Here is an 18190-nt window from a genome sequence, read left to right as displayed (position 1 = left end):
TTCCTTAGAGTGAGTTGTGGGTCTTGAACTGCGCCAGGCCAAAGCCATGGATCGCCGCCAAGGCACGAATCTGCTGCACTTGCTCGCGGCTGATGTCGCCGTAGGAGTAATGCTGGGTGATCCCCGCCAGGCCCATGAGCACAGACTCGGCCATGCAGGCATACAACTGGCCCTGTTTCAGGTAGGCCCGCACATTCGGCGCCAACCCATCGTCGAATGGCGTCTGCACGATGCCGCCGTGCATGTACAGCACGTCGCTGCGCTGGCTATTGATCGCCTGATCAACGTTCAACGGCACGGCGATGTCACAGATCACGCTGTGTTCGGCAAAATGCCCGGCGTCGAGAAACGGCTGCGCCGCGTTTGCCGCACACAGGACGATGCGCGCCTGCTTGAGGGCATGCAGGTCATCGGTGACGGTAATGAACGCGTTGGCACCAAGTCGCTCCTGCACCAGGCGCGAGACCTGCAACCCCAGCTGTGTGCTGTTGCCGTATTCGCTCAGCAGTGCACGGATACCGTCGATTTTGAGCAGGCGCTGCGCCAGCAGATCCTCGGTGGCCGTGCCCTTGATAATCGAGCGGGCAGCGTCGGCGTAGATCAGTTGAGCGGTTTTTTCCAGGCGGCGTACCGAGCCATCGCGGCCGCTGCCGATCAGGATCAAGTGGTCGACCGTGGCTGACAGCAGCGACGCATAGGTCGACGCCACGTTGCCGGCCGCGCCGACCACGGCCGCCGTCTGCGCCTGCAGCTCCAGCCCCTGTTGCTTGCAGCCTTGCTCGATGGCTTCCAGGCCCATGCCGATGGTCAAGGCGTTGCCGGAGGTCAGCGCCATGTCCGGGATTTTCAGGGCCTGGCAGTTGTTGGTCACGATGGAGGTATACATACCCAGGCCCGCGACGCGGTAGCCATCGGCGCGGGCATCCAGGATGCGATTGCCGACTTCTTTGCGAATCACGTCGAGGTCGCCGCTGATGATGTAGTCCGCCATGGCGTTGGAGTCCATGCACAGCGGGTACAACGTGAACTCCACGGCCATGCCCAATTGCGAGCGGATCACCACCGGGCCCACGGGGGCTGCCCGGCGTTCCGGCGCAGTGCGTTGCATGAACACACGTTTTTGCTCGTTGCTCAGTTGGCCCAGGGAAGGGTCGACATCACCGAGGATGTCGGCATCGATCAAATGATTGATAAAGGCCACGCGGGCGACGATGGGGGTGTCCTGCGGGGCATTGGCATGGGCGGTGACCTGGAAGCCGGTGTCGCGGGGCGCCACAGCGGGGATCAAGTCATGACAAATGGTGGCGGCCAGCGGGAATGCATCCCCGCGTTGCAACAAGTCACAGACCTTCTGCAAGGCTTTGATCAGCCCGTCGATCTCGGCGAAGCTGATGCAGGCGGGCGGTTCCAGGCGGATCACATTGGAGTTGCTGCCCGACGGCGCCACGCGCAGGGCTTCGAATTGCAGCAGGTAGCCGGCAATCAGGTAACCCAAGGCATCGTTGTATTGGGCCGACGCCTGTACCAGCGAGCTGTTGGTGCTCTGGTCGTGCAGTTCAATGCCGAGCAACAGCCCGCGACCTCGCACGTCGGCGATCACCCCGGGGTAGGCCGCCTTCAACTCAAGCAGCGAGGCCTTGAGGTATTCGCCCTTGGTGTGCACGTCCTTGAGCATCGCCTGGTCATCGGCGAACAGACGATTGAGCGCCGCCAGGGCGATATGGCAGGAGGCGTCGTCTTCGGCGAAGGTCGAGCTGTGGATATAGCTGAAGTCTTTCTCATAGTGGCTGCTGCGAATCACGGTGGCCGCAATCTTCATCAAGCCACCACCCAGAGCCTTGGACAGGCAGTAGTAGTCGCCTTGCAGATTGAAATGACTGCTGGCCAGGAAGGTGCCGGTACGACCGAAACCGGATTGCACCTCGTCGATGATCAGCGGGCACTGCTGCTCATTGCACAGGCGGCGCAGGGCTTTATAAAAATCGGCCGCGAACTCGATGATGCCGCCTTCGCCCTGGATAGGCTCCATCAATACGGCGGTGATTGCGCTGAACGCATCACGCTTGACCAGCAGTTGATCGCCGCACCATTGCACGTTCAGCCAATGGCGGGTGTGGCGCGCCGGCAGCTCCTGGAGTTGATGGGGTTGCTGGGGGTCAATGAACTCCACGTTCAGGCCGAAGCGCGCGAACGGCTGGCGATACTGTCGGCCATAGGTCAGTTGTACCGTGTTGACCAACTTGCCGTGAAAACTGCCGCGCAACGCGATGAACACCGGCTCGACGTGCAGCTCGGCGAGGTTGTGCTGACGCACCGCCTCAACCACCTGGCGCACCGTGGCCGTGGTCAGGTGGGCAGGCAGCAGGCCTGCCGGCAAGTCGAGGTCAGTCACATCCACTTCGCGGTAGGCGCGGTCGCTGGAGGTCAGTTGGGCCAGGGTAAAGTCCAGTTCGTCGAACTGGCGCTGCAGGTTTTTCTGGCGGCGAAACTCGGCGTGCTTGACGGCAATTTCTACTGCTTCGGCACCGCTGTTGGAAAAGGTCGAGATGTACGGTTCGTTGTTCTTCAATTCACGATTGAAGGCTTCGCTCAACGCGCGTCCCAGCGTACCGGCCGTGGCGCGGACCGACATCTGGGCGTTAAAAGGCACGTCATTGCGCAGCAGTGTGCAGAGCTGTTCGACAAACTGCGGGTCGTTATGGCCAAACAAGGCCGCGCCGTAGCCCCCGAGGAAATCGGTGACGGTCACTTCGTCACCCTGGCGGTTGCGGTAGAATAATTTGCTGCCCAGTGCCCGTTTGAACTCACACTCAAGCCCCAGGGCCTGAAGCAGATCGACAAACTTGGGGCGAACAAAATCACGGTAATCCATCACAGCCATGTCCTTTAAAAGAGGGAGGGGGGTACACACACGTCAGGCGCTGTTGGCCTGTTCGCTGTACTTCAATTGGTAGCAAGCGCTGAAACCGTTGTCGTCGCGGTTGAGCACCAGGCCATCGTCGAGCCGCGTCGAGCAGGGAGCCCCCAGCACAAACGGCAACTGCGCGGCCACGGGTTGGCTTAATCCGGCAATCGGTGGCACACGCTGGGCGAGCAGGGCGCAGCGGGCCAGGATCAGGTCCGCCAGGCTGGGAGCCGCACTCAGCAGACCGGTCAGCGGTACGCCACTGGTGATGTGGGCGGCGCCGGTTCGGGCCAGTGTGTGGCTCAACTGTCGGTCTTTGTCGGGCGTGCCGGTGCCGCTGCACACCAGCACGTCGACTTGCTGGTCTGGCAGGTTCAAGTGCTCGATCGCGGCGTCGGCGGTCATTGTCTGCAGGCAGACCTGGGGTTCATCGCCCAGATCCTCGCGACGGCGCAGGACCAGGGCCGCCGCGCCTTCGCCAGCGATACCGCCGGTGCCGTGCGCATCGAAAGCGCGCAGGGTGTCCGAACCGTCGGCGCTGATCGTGCCGGCCTGCACCAGGGCGCTGAGTGCCAGCGCATCGAGTTCGCTGCCCGCACCGACGATGATCGCCACGTCAATTCGTCCGCTCTGCAACGCGGCGCACGCTTCACGCAAGGCCGCCAGGTTGCCGGAGACCCCTTGCATGTAGGCGTTGCATTCACACTCAAGCTTGAGCGCCAGGCTGACCACGCCCAGGAGGATATTGCTCAGGCCCTTGAGCACCAGAAACGGGTCCTGTGCCCGCTCGTGCAAGATACGCCGGGCCAGGTGCTGCATGTCGGCACCTTCGCCCTGGCGGCATTCGTGGAGCAACTCGCCGTAGGACGCCAGTGACGGGTGGGTATAGCCACCCTGGCAGCAATAGAGGCCGTAGGTCAGGCCGTCGGCGCCCGGCGTCAGTTGGGCTTCGGCCAGTGCCTGTCGAACGGCGCTGACGCCCCAGATGACGGCGGGCGTGCAGTAACGTTGCAGATTTTGGGCGAGGTCCTGGCGACTGCGCTGGTGATCGTCATAGTGAATCTGCCCGAAAGCCGTGACCCGTTCACTGTGAAACTGCAAAGAGCGCAAGGGCTTGATCCCGCTGCGCGACTCACAGGCCGCCGACCAGAAGGCGTCCACGCCCCAGCCGCTGGCCAGGACACAGCCGCTGCCGGCAATGGCGATGGGGGGCGGTACGCCGCTCATTGCGCGTGCTCCTGGTATTTGCCCAGCACCAGGCAGGTATTGAGCCCACCGAAGCCGAATGAATTGCTGAGTGCCACATCGACCCGGCGGTTGACGGTCTGATGGGCGCAGTAGTCCAGGTCACAGTCGTCGGCGGCACTGTGCAGGTTGAGGGTCGGGGTAATCCTGTCGTGTTGGCAGGCCAGTGCGGTGACGATGAATTCGGGGGCGCCGGCGGCCGCGATCAAGTGGCCGAATTGGGATTTATTGGCGCTGATCGCCAGCCGTCGATAGTGCTCGTCCTGGGCGAACACCGACTTGATCGCCAGGGTTTCGGCGGCATCGTTGAGCGGGGTGGAGGTGCCGTGGGCGTTGATCAGGTCCACCTGTTGCGGGCGGATGCCGGCGTCGTGCAAGGCGGTCTGCATCGCCAGGGCGGCGCCTCGCCCTTGCGGGTCGGGCGCGGTGACCTTATAGCCGTCCAGGCTGCTGCCGAAACCCAGCACTTCGGCATAGGGCACGGCGCCACGGGCAAGTGCCCGCTCGAGGGTTTCGAGCACCACAAAACCTGCGCCCTCACCGGCAACCAGTCCGCTGCGATGGCGATCGAACGGGCGGCAAAGCCCGGTGCCCCAGCGTTGCTCGCTGCTCGCCGCACCCAATAGGTAAAGCGCGGTCATGGTGTCCAGGCTCAGCACCGAATCGGCGCCGCCAGCGATAGCGACGTCGACTTCTCCCCGGCGGATCATCTGGAATGCGTTGCCGATGGCCTGGGAAGCCCCGGCACAGGCGCTGCTGATGTTGATCACCGGGCCTTCGCAACCGATGTCGTCGGCGATCACCCGGGCCAGGCGGTCGTTGCTCTGGCACAACGAGTGGGCGGCATCGACCTGCTCAGCCTTGGCCATCAAGTAGCGCCAGGCCGGAGGGGCATTCGGCTCATCGGCGACGGTCAGCAGCATGTCCTGGATCTTGTGCGCCGGTGCGCCGGAAGCACACAGCACGGCGGCATCCCGCAACTGCGCGGGGCTCAGGCCGCTGTCGCTGATGGCTTGGCTGGCCGCCACCCAACCCAACTGGCTGCGTTTTTCCAGGGGCGTCTGCCAGGCGCGGTGACCTTGCAGGTAGTCCGGTAGTTGGCGGGTGTCCACCGGCGCCGCGTAGCGCACCGGGAAGGTGCCGTCGGCCACGCCTTCGGGCTGCCAGGGGCGGATGCAGTGCTCACCGAGCAGCATCTGCGCCCACATGGTTTGCCATTCGAAACCGAAACCGGTCACGGCACCCAGGCCGGTGATCACAATCCTTGGTGGACTCATGCCTGTTTCTCCATGGCTTCATTGACCAGTAATACGGCGCCCCAATGGCCCGTACGGCTGTGATTGAGCAGCAGCGTGTAGCCATCGTGTTGATCGTGAAGGGCCAGGGCAATTTCAGTCAGCAGGGCGCTGGCGCCCAGGTTGCCGGTCATGGGCTGGCAGCTGTGGAGAATCGCCTGGGTGTCTGTGAGTAGACGCGCCAGGGATGGGGTGTCAGGCGCGGCGACAATATGGGCTACGTCGCGCAAACCCAGTTTTTCTCTGCTTAATGTCTGTTGGATGACCTTGCTCGCCACGGCGTGGGAACGTTCGGGCGAGGCGCTGTAGCCACGGGCGAAGCCGGCGATGCGCAGGGCGCGTGCACCGTTTGCAGGAGGGCAGGCGGTCAGCAACAGCGCTGCGGCGCCTTCGCCGTAAACGTCCGGGGTCGCGAGAGGAGGGCGTTCGGTGGTGTCGCGCAGGTACAGGGCCGGCGAGAGATTCGGGCTACTGCTGACCACGACCCCTGCATCGGCACGCCCCTCGGCGATATGTTCGAAGGCCTCGATCAGCGCGTCGACCCCGGCATTACTCTGTGAGCAGAAACCGCCCATCGGACCATGGCAGTGCAACGCTTCGGCGACATAGGCCATGACACTGCTGTTGAGCATCATCAATGCATGCAGCGGCGGGGTATAGGCAAACAGTTGCGTGAGCAGCGCATCCGGTTGCTCGGCGATGGCCTGCACGGCCTCCCAGCAGGAACTGGGGCCGTCCACTTCCGGGATGGCAGCCATCAGCGCCACCCGCTCGCCAGGCAGCTGCAAGTCCTTCAACGGGCCGGCAATCTGCCCGGCGCAGTACAGCAGCCGAGCGCCCTGAGGTTCGACACTGCGTTGAATCTTGCGGTCGAACACCGTGGTCGGCAAGCGCGGTACGCTCACGGGGTACGCCAGCTGGTCCGGGGCAAAATCCAGCGGTTGTGCCGCCTGCACCGGGCCGTGCAAGTCGGTGCACTCAGTGCCGGCGTGGTTGAACACCGAAGCGGCGATCAGGTAGACGGGTTTTGCTTGAAGGCTGTTCATCTCATGCTTTTCCCAAAACCAGCGAACTGTTGACGCCACCGAAACCGAACGAATTGGACAGCACCACATCGATGGGCTGGCGCTGCGTTTCGGTCAGGAAATTCAACTCAGGGAACTCGGCGTTTGCCGGGTCATAGTTAAGGGTGGGTAGCAGCACGCCCTGTTGCAGGCTCATCAGTGACAGCACCGCCTCGATCGCGCCGCTGGCCGCAAGGGAGTGGCCGATCGCCGATTTGTTGGCTGTGAAGGTCATCGTGCTTACGCCGGTGCCGAATACCTGCGCAATCGCCAGGGCTTCACTGCGATCATTAGCCTGGGTCGACGTGCCATGGGTATTGACGTGATCGACCGCGTCGCAGCCCAGGCCTGCATGGGCGAGTGCTGCCTTCATGCAATGGGCGTAATGGCTGCCATCGCGGCTGCTGGAGGTGATCTTCTGCGCTTCGCAATAGTTGGCGTAACCCAGGACGCGGCCGATTGGCGTGGCCTTGCGGCGCTCGGCATGTTCCCTGGACTCCAGCACGATCATCGCCGCGCCCTCGCTGAGGACGAACCCGCAACGGTCGTTCATGAACGGGCGGCTCTGTTGTTCGGGCGCGAGGTCGGCACGTTGGCAAATGGCGCCCAGGCCGTCGAAGCTGTAATACGACAGTTCATGGGCCATCAACTCGACGGCGCCACATAGGGCCAGGTCGATGTCACCGCGCTCAATGGCGCGAAACGCGGCGCCGATTGCCATGGTGCCGGCCGCGCAGGCATCGGAGTGGGTGCTGATATGGTCGCGAATGCCGAGCAGGCGGGCGATGTGCACCGTCTGCTGGTCGATCCGACGAGCGAATGGGCCGCCCATCAGGGTGTGGTTGTCCAGGTAGCGATCCAGGTCGACGCTGCCGACGTCGTCCATATAACGGCTGGCCTCTTGCAGGTCACGGCTTACACAATGCTTGTTGGCGCCGAGGAACACGCCGCTGGGCACGCGGGCGAAGTCGGCGCGAACCAGGCCTGCCTGCTGCAGCGCCTGCCTGGCCACGAACTCGGCGAGCAGGCTCTGGCGCGGCAGGGTTGTGTCACCCGTCGCCACTTGTGCGCTGATGGCTTGCCATTGAACGGGGTCAATGTAACCCGCGGCGCTCGCCGCAAAACCCAACTCGGCAAACACCGGGTGTTGGCGAATGCACGAACGCTTTGCGCCGATCTGCGCAAACAGCGTTGCAGCGTCCAGTGCCGTGGGCGCTACCAACCCATAGCCCGTGACTAAAACCTCTCGCGGCCCCATGAAGAAACTCCTAGACCGCTTCCGGCAAGCGGGACGCGGCAAACTGCTCAACCAGATGGCGAGAAATGTCGTCGCCTTCCATCGGCGTCAAGCGCGCGCTGCAACCGCCGCACACCACCTGGCGACGCTCATTCAGACGCGCCTGGTCGGCATTGCATTCAGGGCAGGTCGCGGGCAGGTGGTCGAACATCCGGTAGCATTGCACGGCCCAGTTACGCACCGTCGTGGCCGCGAACACGTCCGCCGGCTGCATGCCGGCGCGCAGTTGCCCGGGTGCAAATGCGCTCAGGCTCTGCTCCAGGAGCGCTACCCCAGCTTGGGTGATACGGCCTTTTTCGACCAGTTCGCTGACGTCGCCAAACACGGCTACCGCATGGTCCAGCACGCTGGTTTTAGGCAGCGTGCAGCCATAGTTACGGCCAAGCTGAAAACTCAGGTCGACGATATCCAGGGAGTCGGCATTCAGATCCTCCACGATGCTGCTGTGCTCATCGACCTCTGCGAGGTCCATCACCAATAGCTGCGCGAGGATTTCGCGGGTGGTGGTGATGACGCTGTCCAAGTCCAGTGGATTGTTCAAAGGTTATTTCCCTATAACGCATAAATGAAGGGTATGAGCAGTGGCCCTGACGGGGATTTGCTTGAGGTGATTTTTGACGGCGGGGAGCGTAAACCCTCCTGCCAGGGGGAGAGTCAATGTGCTATTACTGTTTTTATCGCTTGCCCTGTGCCGGGCTGGTTGGATTTAATCAAGGCAGTTCAACTCAAGACAGGGATCGTCATGACTACGCTTTCGCCTATCAGCTCCGTCAATACATTGGTTATCCGGCCTGCTGAACCTTCCACCGTCGGTCTTGCGCAGACCACCTCTACCGCCGTTGTACGACCCTCTTCGGTCGTCAGCCTGGGCAATGTGATGTCTGATACGCTTGCCGACACCTACTCGCGTCGCGGCCAACTGCCTGGCCAGGAGGTCGTGCGAGCGTGGGAGAGCGACAGCCAGGACGCCCTCAGCAAGGCGATCAATACCAATTTCAATTCATTGTCGACAGCCAATCGCTTCAATGGCCTGGGCGCCGGCCTTGTGGAGCTGTTCGCCAAGAGCGGTACGAACATTTCTCAGTCTGTGCTCTACGCGAGCGCCGACCGCGCGCAAAATGCTGGTGAGATCAAAGTCGACCAGACGCTGCTGCACAGCAGCGCCGACAACTTGGTCAGCCTCAGTATCAAGACCGCCAGCGGCAAGACCGTCACCTTCAGCCTGTCCAGCCAGAGCGACGGCCTGGGCGTGCAGGCAACGGTGGAAGGGGGCAGCCTGACCGACGACGAACTCAAGGCGGTCGGCCAATTGGGCAGCGCCTTCCAATCAGCGATCGATGGCCTTACCGCAACGCCGCCTAAAATTGATCTGGGTAACCTGACCAGGTTTGACCCCAAGGTACTGGCCTCGGTTGATCTCAACGCTAAAGTGAAGACGCTGGACGGTCAGAACCAGACCCTGGCCTTCCACGCCGACGCCCAGCGCCGCACCACGCGCATGAGTGGTCCGGACGGCGAAGTGAACGTGGCGGTAGACCTGAAAAACGCTGCGATCCTGGGCAATGCCCAGCAGCAGGCCAAGGCCCTGAAAAGCTACCTGGCCCAGTTTGACCGGGCGCAGGAGCGTGGCAATGCCAAGGCGGACCTGATGACGATGTTCAAGGACGCGTTCAGCGCCATGAACAGCAACTACCCACAAGGTATAAGCCTTCCTGACGCGCTGACCCGTAACCCGACTGACCAAGGCCTGCTGACCGGCCTGGCGGACTTCAAGGCCTCTCTCAAGCAAACCAGCGAATCCTCCAACCCGATACGCCCCTCTGAAATCGACAGATTTGCCTACAGCGTGTCGCAGAAGACCCGTGTCAGCGGCAGCAGCGCACTGGACCGCAGCGTGACTCAGGACCAGCAATCGAGCCTTTCGGCCAGTTATCACAAGGGCCTTGATGGCAGTAAAAATCCGGGGCTGACTCGCGATGAAAACTCGCAAAACTACCTTTATGTGCAGGTTGAGGACAACGCGAGCAGTTCGGCCAACCTCGCCTATAAGGATGGCCTGCTGACCAACGCCTCTGTTTCGCAAGAGGCCAGCCAGTCCACTCGCACGCAGAAATACGTGTTGGGCAAGTTGGTCGACGAGACCTTTGTGCCCAAGCAAGCCTCGGTCCAGCGCGACTATTTGGTGCTGCTGGAGTACGCGGCGACGCAAAGCAAGAAGTCCAAGGACGCGCTGCAAGAGTCGACCTTGAAGGACGCCCTGGCGAACATGCATGAATCGGTGATGTTGCAAGAAGATCCCTCTGCACTGATACGCTGACGGCCGTCGTAAAAAACGGGAAACCCCACTGTCGGGGTTTCCCGTTTTTTTGCCCGACGGACGCACTCGCGAATGCCAGATTAGGCTTTTGAAACCATTGGATATTCTGTAGCCTTGCGCAGCTTCACCTTTACCCGTGCTTGATGAACACAATCACTTCGTCCGGCGGCGCCCGAAGGGCTCCAGAGCCGGTGGTACACTCGACTTTCGCGCTACTGCGCCTGCAGGTCTTGCGAACATGACGCACATTTCCGAACGCCTACTGGTTCAAGCCCACCTCGACGCCAAGCAGCCCAAGGCCCTCAGCGCCGAGGAAGAGGCGAGCCTGCGTGCCGCCATTGCTGCCGAGCTCAAGGCTCAGGACGCGGTGCTGGTTGCCCACTTCTATTGCGATCCGGTGATCCAGGCCCTGGCCGAAGAAACCGGCGGCTGTGTCTCCGACTCCCTGGAAATGGCCCGCTTCGGCGCAGCCCACCCGGCCAAGACCGTACTGGTCGCCGGTGTACGTTTCATGGGCGAGACCGCCAAAATCCTCACCCCCGAAAAACGCATCCTCATGCCGACCCTGGAAGCCACCTGCTCCCTGGACCTGGGGTGTCCGGTGGATGAGTTTTCGGCGTTCTGCGACCAGCATCCCGAACGCACCGTGGTGGTGTATGCCAACACCTCGGCGGCGGTCAAGGCCCGGGCCGATTGGGTGGTGACCTCCAGCTGTGCGCTGGAAATCGTCGAAAGCCTGATGGACAACGGCGAGACCATCATCTGGGGCCCGGACAAGCACCTGGGTACCTACATCCAGCGCCAGACCGGCGCCGACATGCTGCTGTGGGACGGTGCGTGCATCGTCCACGAGGAGTTCAAGTCCAAGCAGTTGGAAGACATGAAGGCGCTGTACCCGGACGCAGCGATCCTGGTGCACCCGGAATCGCCGACCTCGGTGATCGAACTGGCCGACGCGGTGGGCTCCACCAGCCAATTGATTGCGGCGGCACAGCGGCTGCCGAACAAGACCTTCATCGTGGCGACCGACCGCGGCATCTTCTACAAGATGCAGCAGCTGTGCCCGGACAAGGTCTTCGTCGAAGCGCCCACGGCCGGTAACGGCGCCGCGTGCCGCAGTTGCGCACACTGCCCGTGGATGGCGATGAATACGCTGGAGCGCACGCTGCAGTGCCTGCGTGAGGGCAGTAACGAGATCTTCGTCGAGCCGTCGGTGATTCCTCACGCCGTGCGACCGCTCAAGCGCATGCTGGATTTCACCCAGGCTGCGCGCCTGAGGCTGGCCGGTAACGCCTGAATCGAGGCGAGCTCGGTTGAAAATGTGGGAGGGGGCAAGCCCCTTCCCACATTTTGATCTCCAATAAGAAGGGTATTATTTCTTTTGCTTCGGGATGCGCACCAACTGCGTATCCGAGTAGATGTCATGCCAGCTGCGTTTGTGCTTGTCGAACAACGACCAGACAAACCCCAGCCCCACGCACAACCATGACGCAATCGACACCACAAAGCGCAACAGCGCCTGCCACAGGCTGATCCGCGAGCCGTCGGCGTTTTGCACGCGCACGCCCCAGACCTGCATGCCCAGGGTTTGCCCGGAATGGGTCCAGAACTTGGCAAAGAAACCAAACAGCACAAAGAACAGAATCGTCGACAGCAGCGGGTCACCGTCCAGTGCGCCGGATTCGGTGAGGGTGCGCATCCTGGCTTCGCCCACGAACGCGATCCATACCAGCTTGTAGATAAACGCGGTGACGATCAGCAGCGCGGTGCACAACAGGAAGTCATAGAACATCGCTGCCAGACGACGGCCCAGGCCAACGGCGGGGAACTCGCCTTGGGGACTCAGCAAGGGTTTGGACATGGCAGGGCTCTCAGAGGAAAAAAATCATTTTACGGAATAGCGCCCATAAAAAAGCCCCTGATGTCATGTCAGGGGCTTTTTGTCGCAGGAAGGATCAGCCTTCTGCTTGTACTTCGTCAGCCTGCATGCCTTTCTGGCCTTGAACTGCAACGAAGGTGACCTTCTGGCCTTCCTTCAGGCTTTTGAAGCCGTTGCCTTGAATAGCGCGGAAATGCACGAACAGATCCGGACCGCTTTCTGGAGTGATAAAACCAAACCCTTTCTCGTCGTTAAACCACTTGACGGTACCGCTCTGACGATCAGCCATTTTCTTATTTCCTTGACGCTAAAAATTAATGACAGCCCCTTTCACATGAAAGAGTACTGGGCTGGGTTGCAGGAAAGTAAGAGACGTCGAACGGGTTGTAGCACAACTACTTCAGCTACTGCCCAGGTCCAGGTTCCAAGCGACCCATGCAAACACAGTGGGCAAACTCTACGCCAACTAATGGAGAAAAAACAAGCCCTGGCAAAAGCCCAGGTTTTGCTCGGCCTCATGACACTTCGTTGAATAATGTGGAACCGACTTATTCGATAGAATGGGTCACTTGTTATAGGTTAATTCCTATAATAATGCCTATCGTTGCTGCACTGTTTTATGGCGGTTGCGTTACAGATTAGTGCACGTTAACGCAACCGCGTTACTTATAGGAACAGTCAATCAGCCACGATAGTAACGTTGCGGCACAAATGGCATTTTGCTTACACGAAGTGGCACTTTTTTCCCACGCACCAACGCAGAGACTTCGGTGTCCAGTGCGGTGAATGCGCTGTCCAGGTAACCCATGGCCAGTGGGCCACCCAGGCTCGGGCCAAAGCCACCGCTGCACACGCTGCCGATCACGCTGCCGTGTTCGTCGACGATCTCTGCGCCTTCACGTACGGGTGTGCGTTCCTGGGGCAGCAGGCCTACGCGCTTGCGGCTTACACCGGTTTGCTGCTGGGTGAAGATGCGGTCGGCACCCGGGAAGCCACCGGCACGCGCACCGTCGGTGCGTCGGGCCTTGGAGATTGCCCACAAGAGGCTGGCTTCGATCGGGGTGGTCTCAGTGTTCATGTCGTGGCCGTACAGGCACAGGCCGGCTTCCAGGCGCAGCGAGTCACGGGCGCCCAGGCCGATGGCCTGCACTTCGTCCTCGGCCAGCAGGCTGCGCGCCAGGCTTTCGGCGCTGGCGGCAGGCACGGAGATTTCAAAACCGTCTTCACCGGTGTAGCCCGAGCGGCTGACGTAGCAGTCCACGCCCAGCAGGCGCACCGGGGCGAATTGCATGAAGGTCATCCGGGTGACTTCCGGGGCCAGGCGCGCCAATACCTTCACTGCGGCCGGGCCTTGCAGGGCCAGCAGCGCGCGTTCTTCGAACAGCGGCTCGATGCGGCACTGCTCGCCGATATGCTGGCGCAGGTGCGCCAGGTCCTGGTCCTTGCAGGCCGCGTTGACTACCAGGAACAGTTCGTCGTTACCCAGGTTCGCCACCATCAGGTCGTCGAGGATGCCGCCCTGGTCATTGGTGAACATGGCGTAGCGCTGCATGCCGACCGGCAGGTCGATGATGTCGACCGGCACCAGGGTTTCCAGGGCCTTTGCGGCATTGGCGCCGGTCAGGCGGATCTGGCCCATGTGGGACACGTCGAACAGCCCGGCCTGTTCACGGGTGTGCAGGTGCTCCTTCATCACGCCCAGTGGGTATTGCACCGGCATGTCGTAGCCGGCGAAGGGCACCATGCGTGCACCCAGCTCGAGGTGCAGGGCGTGCAATGGGGTTTTCAACAGGGTTTCGGTGGACATGTTCAGCTCCTGAAAAACGTGCCGGCGCGCCTTTAGGCGTCAGCACTCGATAATGTTGACCGCTAAACCGCCACGGGCGGTTTCCTTGTATTTGCTTTTCATGTCGGCGCCGGTCTGGCGCATGGTGCGGATGACCTTGTCCAGCGAGACGAAGTGTTGCCCGTCGCCACGCAAGGCCATGCGCACCGCATTGATGGCCTTCACCGAGCCCATGGCATTGCGCTCGATGCAGGGCACCTGCACCAGCCCGCCAATCGGGTCGCAGGTCAGGCCGAGGTTGTGTTCCATGCCGATCTCGGCGGCGTTTTCCACCTGGGAAACCGTACCGCCCAATACTTCGCACAACGCGCCAGCGGCCATGGAGCAGGCCACGCCGACTTCACCCTGGCAACCGACTTCGGCCCCGGAGATCGACGCGTTTTCCTTGTACAGAATCCCGATGGCGGCGGCGGTGAGCAGAAAGCGCACCACTCCGTCTTCATTCGCGCCGGGGATAAAGCGCATGTAGTAATGCAGCACCGCCGGCACAATCCCGGCCGCGCCGTTGGTGGGCGCCGTGACCACGCGCCCGCCGTTGGCGTTTTCTTCGTTGACGGCCAGGGCGTACAGGTTGACCCAGTCCAGCACCGACAACGGGTCGCGCAGGGCCGACTCCGGGTTCTTGCACAACTGGCGATGCAAGGCGGCGGCACGACGCTTGACCTTCAGGCCGCCGGGCAAGATGCCTTCGTTGCGACAGCCGGCTGCCACGCAGTCCTGCATCACCTGCCAGATCTTCAACAGGCCGGCACGGGTTTGCGCTTCCGGGCGCCAGGCACTTTCATTGGTCAGCATCACCTGGCTGATGGACAGACCGTAGGTGGTGCAATGGCCGAGCAAGTCCTTGGCATGCTTGAACGGGAACGTCAGTGGGGTGGCGTCTTCGACGATCCGGTCCGCACCGGCGGCGTCTTCATCCACCACAAAACCGCCGCCCACCGAGTAGTACTCGCGGCTGCGGATCTGGATACCCGCCGCATCAAAGGCACGAAAAATCATGCCGTTGGGGTGGTAGGCCAGGGGTTTGCGAATCATCGCCAGGTGTTCTTTCTCGTTGAACGCAATGCTGTGTTCGCCGAGCAGGTTCAAGCGACCGTCGCCGCGCATCTGCGCCAGGCGTGCGGCCACGGTTTCGGTGTTCACGGTGTCCGGGTGTTCGCCTTCCAGGCCCAGCAGCACGGCCTTGTCGCTGCCGTGGCCTTTGCCGGTGGCGCCGAGGGAGCCATAGAGTTCCACCTTGATGCCGGTGGTGGCGCTCAGCAGGTTGTCACGCTTGAGGCCCTCGACGAACCGAGCGGCCGCACGCATGGGGCCGACGGTGTGGGAACTGGAGGGGCCGATGCCAATCTTGAACAGGTCGAACACGCTTAAAGACATGAGTTGTTCTCCGGTTTCTTGTTATAGGAGCAGCGACAAGCTCCAAGCCACAAGCTGCAAGAAAGAGCCATTCGGCTTTTAACTTGCAGCTTGTAGCTTGCCGCTTACAACTGCTTTAGGCATAAAGCTCGATCGACGGGCACGCACACACCAGGTTGCGATCACCAAACACATTGTCAACCCGGCCAACCGGTGGCCAGTACTTGCCTTCGATCAACGAAGCGACCGGGTACACCGCTTGTTCACGGCTGTATGGGTGGCTCCATTCGCCAACCAGTTCCGCCGCGGTGTGTGGTGCGTTTTTCAGCGGGTTGTCGTCCTTGTCCAGGGTGCCGTTTTCCACCGCGCGGATTTCTTCGCGGATGGCGATCATCGCGTCGCAGAAGCGGTCCAGTTCTTCCTTGGACTCGCTTTCGGTCGGCTCGATCATCAGCGTACCCGCCACCGGGAACGACATGGTCGGGGCGTGGAAGCCAAAGTCGATCAGGCGCTTGGCCACGTCATCCACGCTGATGCCGCTGCTGTCCTTCAGCGGGCGCAGGTCGAGGATGCATTCGTGCGCCACCAGGCCGTTGCTGCCGGTGTACAGCACGGGGTAGTGCTCTTCGAGCCGACGGGAAATGTAGTTGGCATTCAGGATCGCCAGCTGCGACGCGCGCTTGAGGCCTGCGCCGCCCATCATGCTGATGTACATCCAGGTGATCGGCAGGATGCTTGCACTGCCGAACGGTGCCGCACACACCGCGCCTTCCTTGCGCGCCATGGCCGCGTGGCCGGGCAGGAAGGGCGTGAGGTGGGACTTGACGCCAATCGGGCCAACGCCCGGGCCGCCACCGCCGTGGGGGATGCAGAAGGTCTTGTGCAAATTCAGGTGGGACACGTCGCCGCCGAACTTACCCGGTGCGCACAGGCCAACCATCGCGTTCATGTTGGCGCCGTCGATGTACACCTGGCCGCCGTTGTCGTGGATGATCCCGCAGATTTCGCGGATACCTTCTTCGAACACGCCGTGGGTGGACGGGTAGGTAATCATCAGCGCGGCGAGGTGCTCACGGTGCTCGATGGCCTTGGCGCGCAGGTCTTCGATGTCGACGTTGCCACGGGCGTCGCAGGCGGTAACCACCACACGCATGCCGGCCATGTTGGCGGTGGCCGGGTTGGTGCCGTGGGCCGACGATGGGATCAGGCAGATGTCGCGACGTGCTTCGCCACGGCTCTGGTGATAGGCACGGATGGCCAACAGGCCGGCGTACTCGCCCTGGGAACCGGCGTTCGGCTGCAGGGAGATCGCGTCATACCCGGTGGCCGCGCAGAGCATGGCCTCCAGGTCGGAGGTCAGTTGCAGGTAGCCGGCGCTTTGCTCGGCCGGGGCGAACGGGTGCAGGGCACCGAACTCGGCCCAGGTCACCGGGATCATTTCACTGGCGGCGTTGAGCTTCATGGTGCACGAGCCCAGCGGGATCATGGTGCGGTCCAGGGCCAGGTCCTTGTCCGCCAGCTTGCGCAGGTAGCGCATCAGCTCGGTTTCCGAGTGATAACGGTTGAACACCGGATGGCTGAGGATCGGTGACTGGCGCAGCAATGCGTCGGGCAGGCGGCTGTCCACCGTGGCGTTGACGTCCGGCAGGGCTTTGCCATTGGCAAAGATCGTCCACAGGGTTTCGATATCGCCTTGGGTGGTGGTTTCGTCGACCGAAAGGCCAACCCGCTTGGCGTCCACCACGCGCAGGTTGATGCGCTGGGCGCGGGCCTTGTCGTGCAGCGCAGCGGTGTCGGCGCCGGTGTGCAGGGTCAGGGTGTCGAAGAAGTGTGCCTGCTCGACCTTGAGGCCCAGCGCGGTCAAGCCCTTGGCGAGCATCGCGGTCAGCTGGTGAATGCGCTTGGCGATCTGGGTCAGGCCCTTGGGCCCGTGGTACACGGCATACATGCTGGCGATGTTGGCGAGCAGCACTTGCGCGGTGCAGATGTTGCTGGTGGCTTTCTCGCGGCGGATATGTTGCTCGCGGGTCTGCATGGCCAGGCGCAGGGCCGGCTTGCCGAAGCGGTCTACCGACACACCGACCAGACGCCCCGGCATGTCGCGCTTGAACGCATCCTTGGTGGAGAAGTACGCCGCGTGCGGGCCACCGAAGCCCAGCGGCACGCCGAAGCGTTGCGCGCTGCCGATTGCCACATCGGCGCCGAACTCACCCGGCGGGGCCAGCAGGGTCAGGGCCAACAGATCGGCAGCCACGGCCACCAGGGCGTTGGCGGTATGGAAACGCTCGGTCAGCGCGCGGTAGTCGAACACGTCACCGTTGCTGGCCGGGTATTGCAGCAGGGCGCCGAAGAACCGGCTGACATCGGTCAGTTCGCGCTCATCGCCGACCACCACGTCGATGCCCAGCGGCTCGGCACGGGTGCGCAGTACGTCGAGGGTTTGCGGGTGGCTGTGGACCGAGGCGAAGAAGGCGTTGCTGCCCTTGTTCTTGCTCAGGCGCTTGCAGAAGGTCATGGCTTCGGCGGCGGCGGTGGCTTCATCGAGCAGCGAGGCGTTGGCGATCGGCAGGCCGGTGAGGTCGCTGATCAGGGTCTGGAAGTTCAGCAGCGCTTCCAGGCGGCCTTGGGAAATTTCTGGCTGGTAGGGGGTGTAGGCGGTGTACCAGGCCGGGTTTTCCAGGAGGTTGCGCAGGATCGGCGACGGCGTATGGCAGTTGTAGTAGCCCTGGCCGATGTAGGTCTTGAACAGTTGGTTCTGGCTGGCAATGGCCTTGATCCTGGCCAGGGCCTCGGCTTCGCCCAGGCCGTCTTCCAGGCCGAGCACGCTGGTGCCCTTGATGCTTTCCGGGATCACGCTGGCGCTCAGGGCTTCCAGGGAATCGAAGCCCAGGCTGGCGAGCATCCGCTGCTCATCTTCCTGGCGCGGGCCGATGTGGCGGGCGATGAACTCATTGGCGGTGCTGAGATTGATGGTCATGGCGCGCTC

The 18190-nt window shown here is 62.2% G+C and carries 13 protein-coding genes; 2 read left to right on the top strand and 11 right to left on the bottom strand.

The genetic code is table 11. The annotated features are described in order from the left end of the window. Positions 1-4: 4 nt before the first annotated feature. From F6S08_RS23695 to F6S08_RS23670, 6 genes are read right to left on the bottom strand one after another with little or no spacing between them, the layout of a single operon-like run. A complete protein-coding gene (locus F6S08_RS23695; protein ID WP_315872403.1) occupies positions 5-2872 on the bottom strand; it encodes an aminotransferase class III-fold pyridoxal phosphate-dependent enzyme in 2868 nt (955 codons plus the stop codon). 42 nt (positions 2873-2914) lie between these two features. Then, complete coding sequence (locus F6S08_RS23690) at positions 2915-4132, bottom strand: beta-ketoacyl synthase N-terminal-like domain-containing protein (RefSeq protein ID WP_074847534.1); 1218 nt, start codon at positions 4130-4132, stop codon at positions 2915-2917. Continuing rightward, the gene (locus F6S08_RS23685; RefSeq protein WP_315872402.1) at positions 4129-5427 is read right to left on the bottom strand and encodes a beta-ketoacyl-[acyl-carrier-protein] synthase family protein; all 1299 of its coding nucleotides are present in this window, start codon (positions 5425-5427) and stop codon (positions 4129-4131) included. The genes F6S08_RS23690 and F6S08_RS23685 overlap by 4 nt, the downstream gene beginning before the upstream one ends. Then, positions 5424-6491, bottom strand: a complete 1068-nt coding sequence (locus tag F6S08_RS23680) for a beta-ketoacyl synthase (protein WP_315872401.1) — start codon at positions 6489-6491, stop codon at positions 5424-5426. Before F6S08_RS23680 ends, F6S08_RS23685 begins: the two co-directional genes overlap by 4 nt. Before the next feature lies 1 nt (position 6492). After that, complete coding sequence (locus F6S08_RS23675; RefSeq protein WP_315872400.1) at positions 6493-7767, bottom strand: beta-ketoacyl-[acyl-carrier-protein] synthase family protein; 1275 nt, start codon at positions 7765-7767, stop codon at positions 6493-6495. A 10-nt stretch (positions 7768-7777) separates the two neighbouring features. Next, a complete protein-coding gene (locus F6S08_RS23670; RefSeq protein ID WP_074847530.1) occupies positions 7778-8347 on the bottom strand; it encodes an acyl carrier protein in 570 nt (189 codons plus the stop codon). A 336-nt stretch (positions 8348-8683) separates the two neighbouring features. Between F6S08_RS23670 and F6S08_RS23665 the strand changes: the two genes are divergently transcribed. Both F6S08_RS23665 and nadA read left to right on the top strand, forming a co-directional pair. After that, positions 8684-10123 carry a lactate dehydrogenase gene (locus F6S08_RS23665; protein WP_315872399.1) on the top strand — a complete coding sequence of 480 codons (1440 nt, stop codon included), beginning with the start codon at positions 8684-8686 and terminating at the stop codon, positions 10121-10123. Between the two features lie 238 nt (positions 10124-10361). After that, positions 10362-11420: a quinolinate synthase NadA gene (gene nadA, locus F6S08_RS23660; protein ID WP_065925901.1), complete on the top strand. Its 1059-nt coding sequence runs from the start codon at positions 10362-10364 to the stop codon at positions 11418-11420. Positions 11421-11495: 75 nt separating this feature from the next. Here the strand turns inward: nadA and F6S08_RS23655 are convergent, their stop codons facing one another. From F6S08_RS23655 to gcvP, 5 genes are all read right to left on the bottom strand, one after another. Then, complete coding sequence (locus F6S08_RS23655) at positions 11496-11984, bottom strand: RDD family protein (RefSeq protein WP_065925902.1); 489 nt, start codon at positions 11982-11984, stop codon at positions 11496-11498. 94 nt (positions 11985-12078) lie between these two features. Continuing rightward, on the bottom strand, positions 12079-12291 hold the full coding sequence (locus tag F6S08_RS23650; protein WP_014339904.1) for a cold-shock protein: 213 nt from the start codon (positions 12289-12291) through the stop codon (positions 12079-12081). Positions 12292-12684: 393 nt separating this feature from the next. After that, positions 12685-13809, bottom strand: a complete 1125-nt coding sequence (gcvT, locus tag F6S08_RS23645; RefSeq protein ID WP_065925903.1) for a glycine cleavage system aminomethyltransferase GcvT — start codon at positions 13807-13809, stop codon at positions 12685-12687. A gap of 39 nt (positions 13810-13848) precedes the next feature. After that, positions 13849-15225 carry an L-serine ammonia-lyase gene (locus tag F6S08_RS23640; RefSeq protein ID WP_065925904.1) on the bottom strand — a complete coding sequence of 459 codons (1377 nt, stop codon included), beginning with the start codon at positions 15223-15225 and terminating at the stop codon, positions 13849-13851. A gap of 115 nt (positions 15226-15340) precedes the next feature. Then, positions 15341-18181: an aminomethyl-transferring glycine dehydrogenase gene (gcvP, locus tag F6S08_RS23635; RefSeq protein ID WP_315872398.1), complete on the bottom strand. Its 2841-nt coding sequence runs from the start codon at positions 18179-18181 to the stop codon at positions 15341-15343. Positions 18182-18190: the final 9 nt, after the last annotated feature.

Origin of the sequence: Pseudomonas sp. JV449 (genome assembly GCF_032424295.1) — a bacterium.
Classification (GTDB): Bacteria; Pseudomonadota; Gammaproteobacteria; order Pseudomonadales; family Pseudomonadaceae; genus Aquipseudomonas; species Aquipseudomonas marginalis.
This window is presented reverse-complemented; position numbering and strand designations above follow the sequence as displayed.

What these genes read in the sequence shown, in the direction of transcription:
- F6S08_RS23695 (WP_315872403.1), bottom strand. Translation starts at nt 2,872, where the DNA reads ATGGATTACCGTGATTTTGTTCGCCCCAAGTTTGTCGATCTGCTTCAG.
- F6S08_RS23690 (WP_074847534.1), bottom strand. Translation starts at nt 4,132, where the DNA reads ATGAGCGGCGTACCGCCCCCCATCGCCATTGCCGGCAGCGGCTGTGTC.
- F6S08_RS23685 (WP_315872402.1), bottom strand. Translation starts at nt 5,427, where the DNA reads ATGAGTCCACCAAGGATTGTGATCACCGGCCTGGGTGCCGTGACCGGT.
- F6S08_RS23680 (WP_315872401.1), bottom strand. Translation starts at nt 6,491, where the DNA reads ATGAACAGCCTTCAAGCAAAACCCGTCTACCTGATCGCCGCTTCGGTG.
- F6S08_RS23675 (WP_315872400.1), bottom strand. Translation starts at nt 7,767, where the DNA reads ATGGGGCCGCGAGAGGTTTTAGTCACGGGCTATGGGTTGGTAGCGCCC.
- F6S08_RS23665 (WP_315872399.1), top strand. Translation starts at nt 8,684, where the DNA reads ATGTCTGATACGCTTGCCGACACCTACTCGCGTCGCGGCCAACTGCCT.
- nadA (WP_065925901.1), top strand. Translation starts at nt 10,362, where the DNA reads ATGACGCACATTTCCGAACGCCTACTGGTTCAAGCCCACCTCGACGCC.
- F6S08_RS23655 (WP_065925902.1), bottom strand. Translation starts at nt 11,984, where the DNA reads ATGTCCAAACCCTTGCTGAGTCCCCAAGGCGAGTTCCCCGCCGTTGGC.
- F6S08_RS23650 (WP_014339904.1), bottom strand. Translation starts at nt 12,291, where the DNA reads ATGGCTGATCGTCAGAGCGGTACCGTCAAGTGGTTTAACGACGAGAAA.
- gcvT (WP_065925903.1), bottom strand. Translation starts at nt 13,809, where the DNA reads ATGTCCACCGAAACCCTGTTGAAAACCCCATTGCACGCCCTGCACCTC.
- F6S08_RS23640 (WP_065925904.1), bottom strand. Translation starts at nt 15,225, where the DNA reads ATGTCTTTAAGCGTGTTCGACCTGTTCAAGATTGGCATCGGCCCCTCC.
- gcvP (WP_315872398.1), bottom strand. Translation starts at nt 18,181, where the DNA reads ATGACCATCAATCTCAGCACCGCCAATGAGTTCATCGCCCGCCACATC.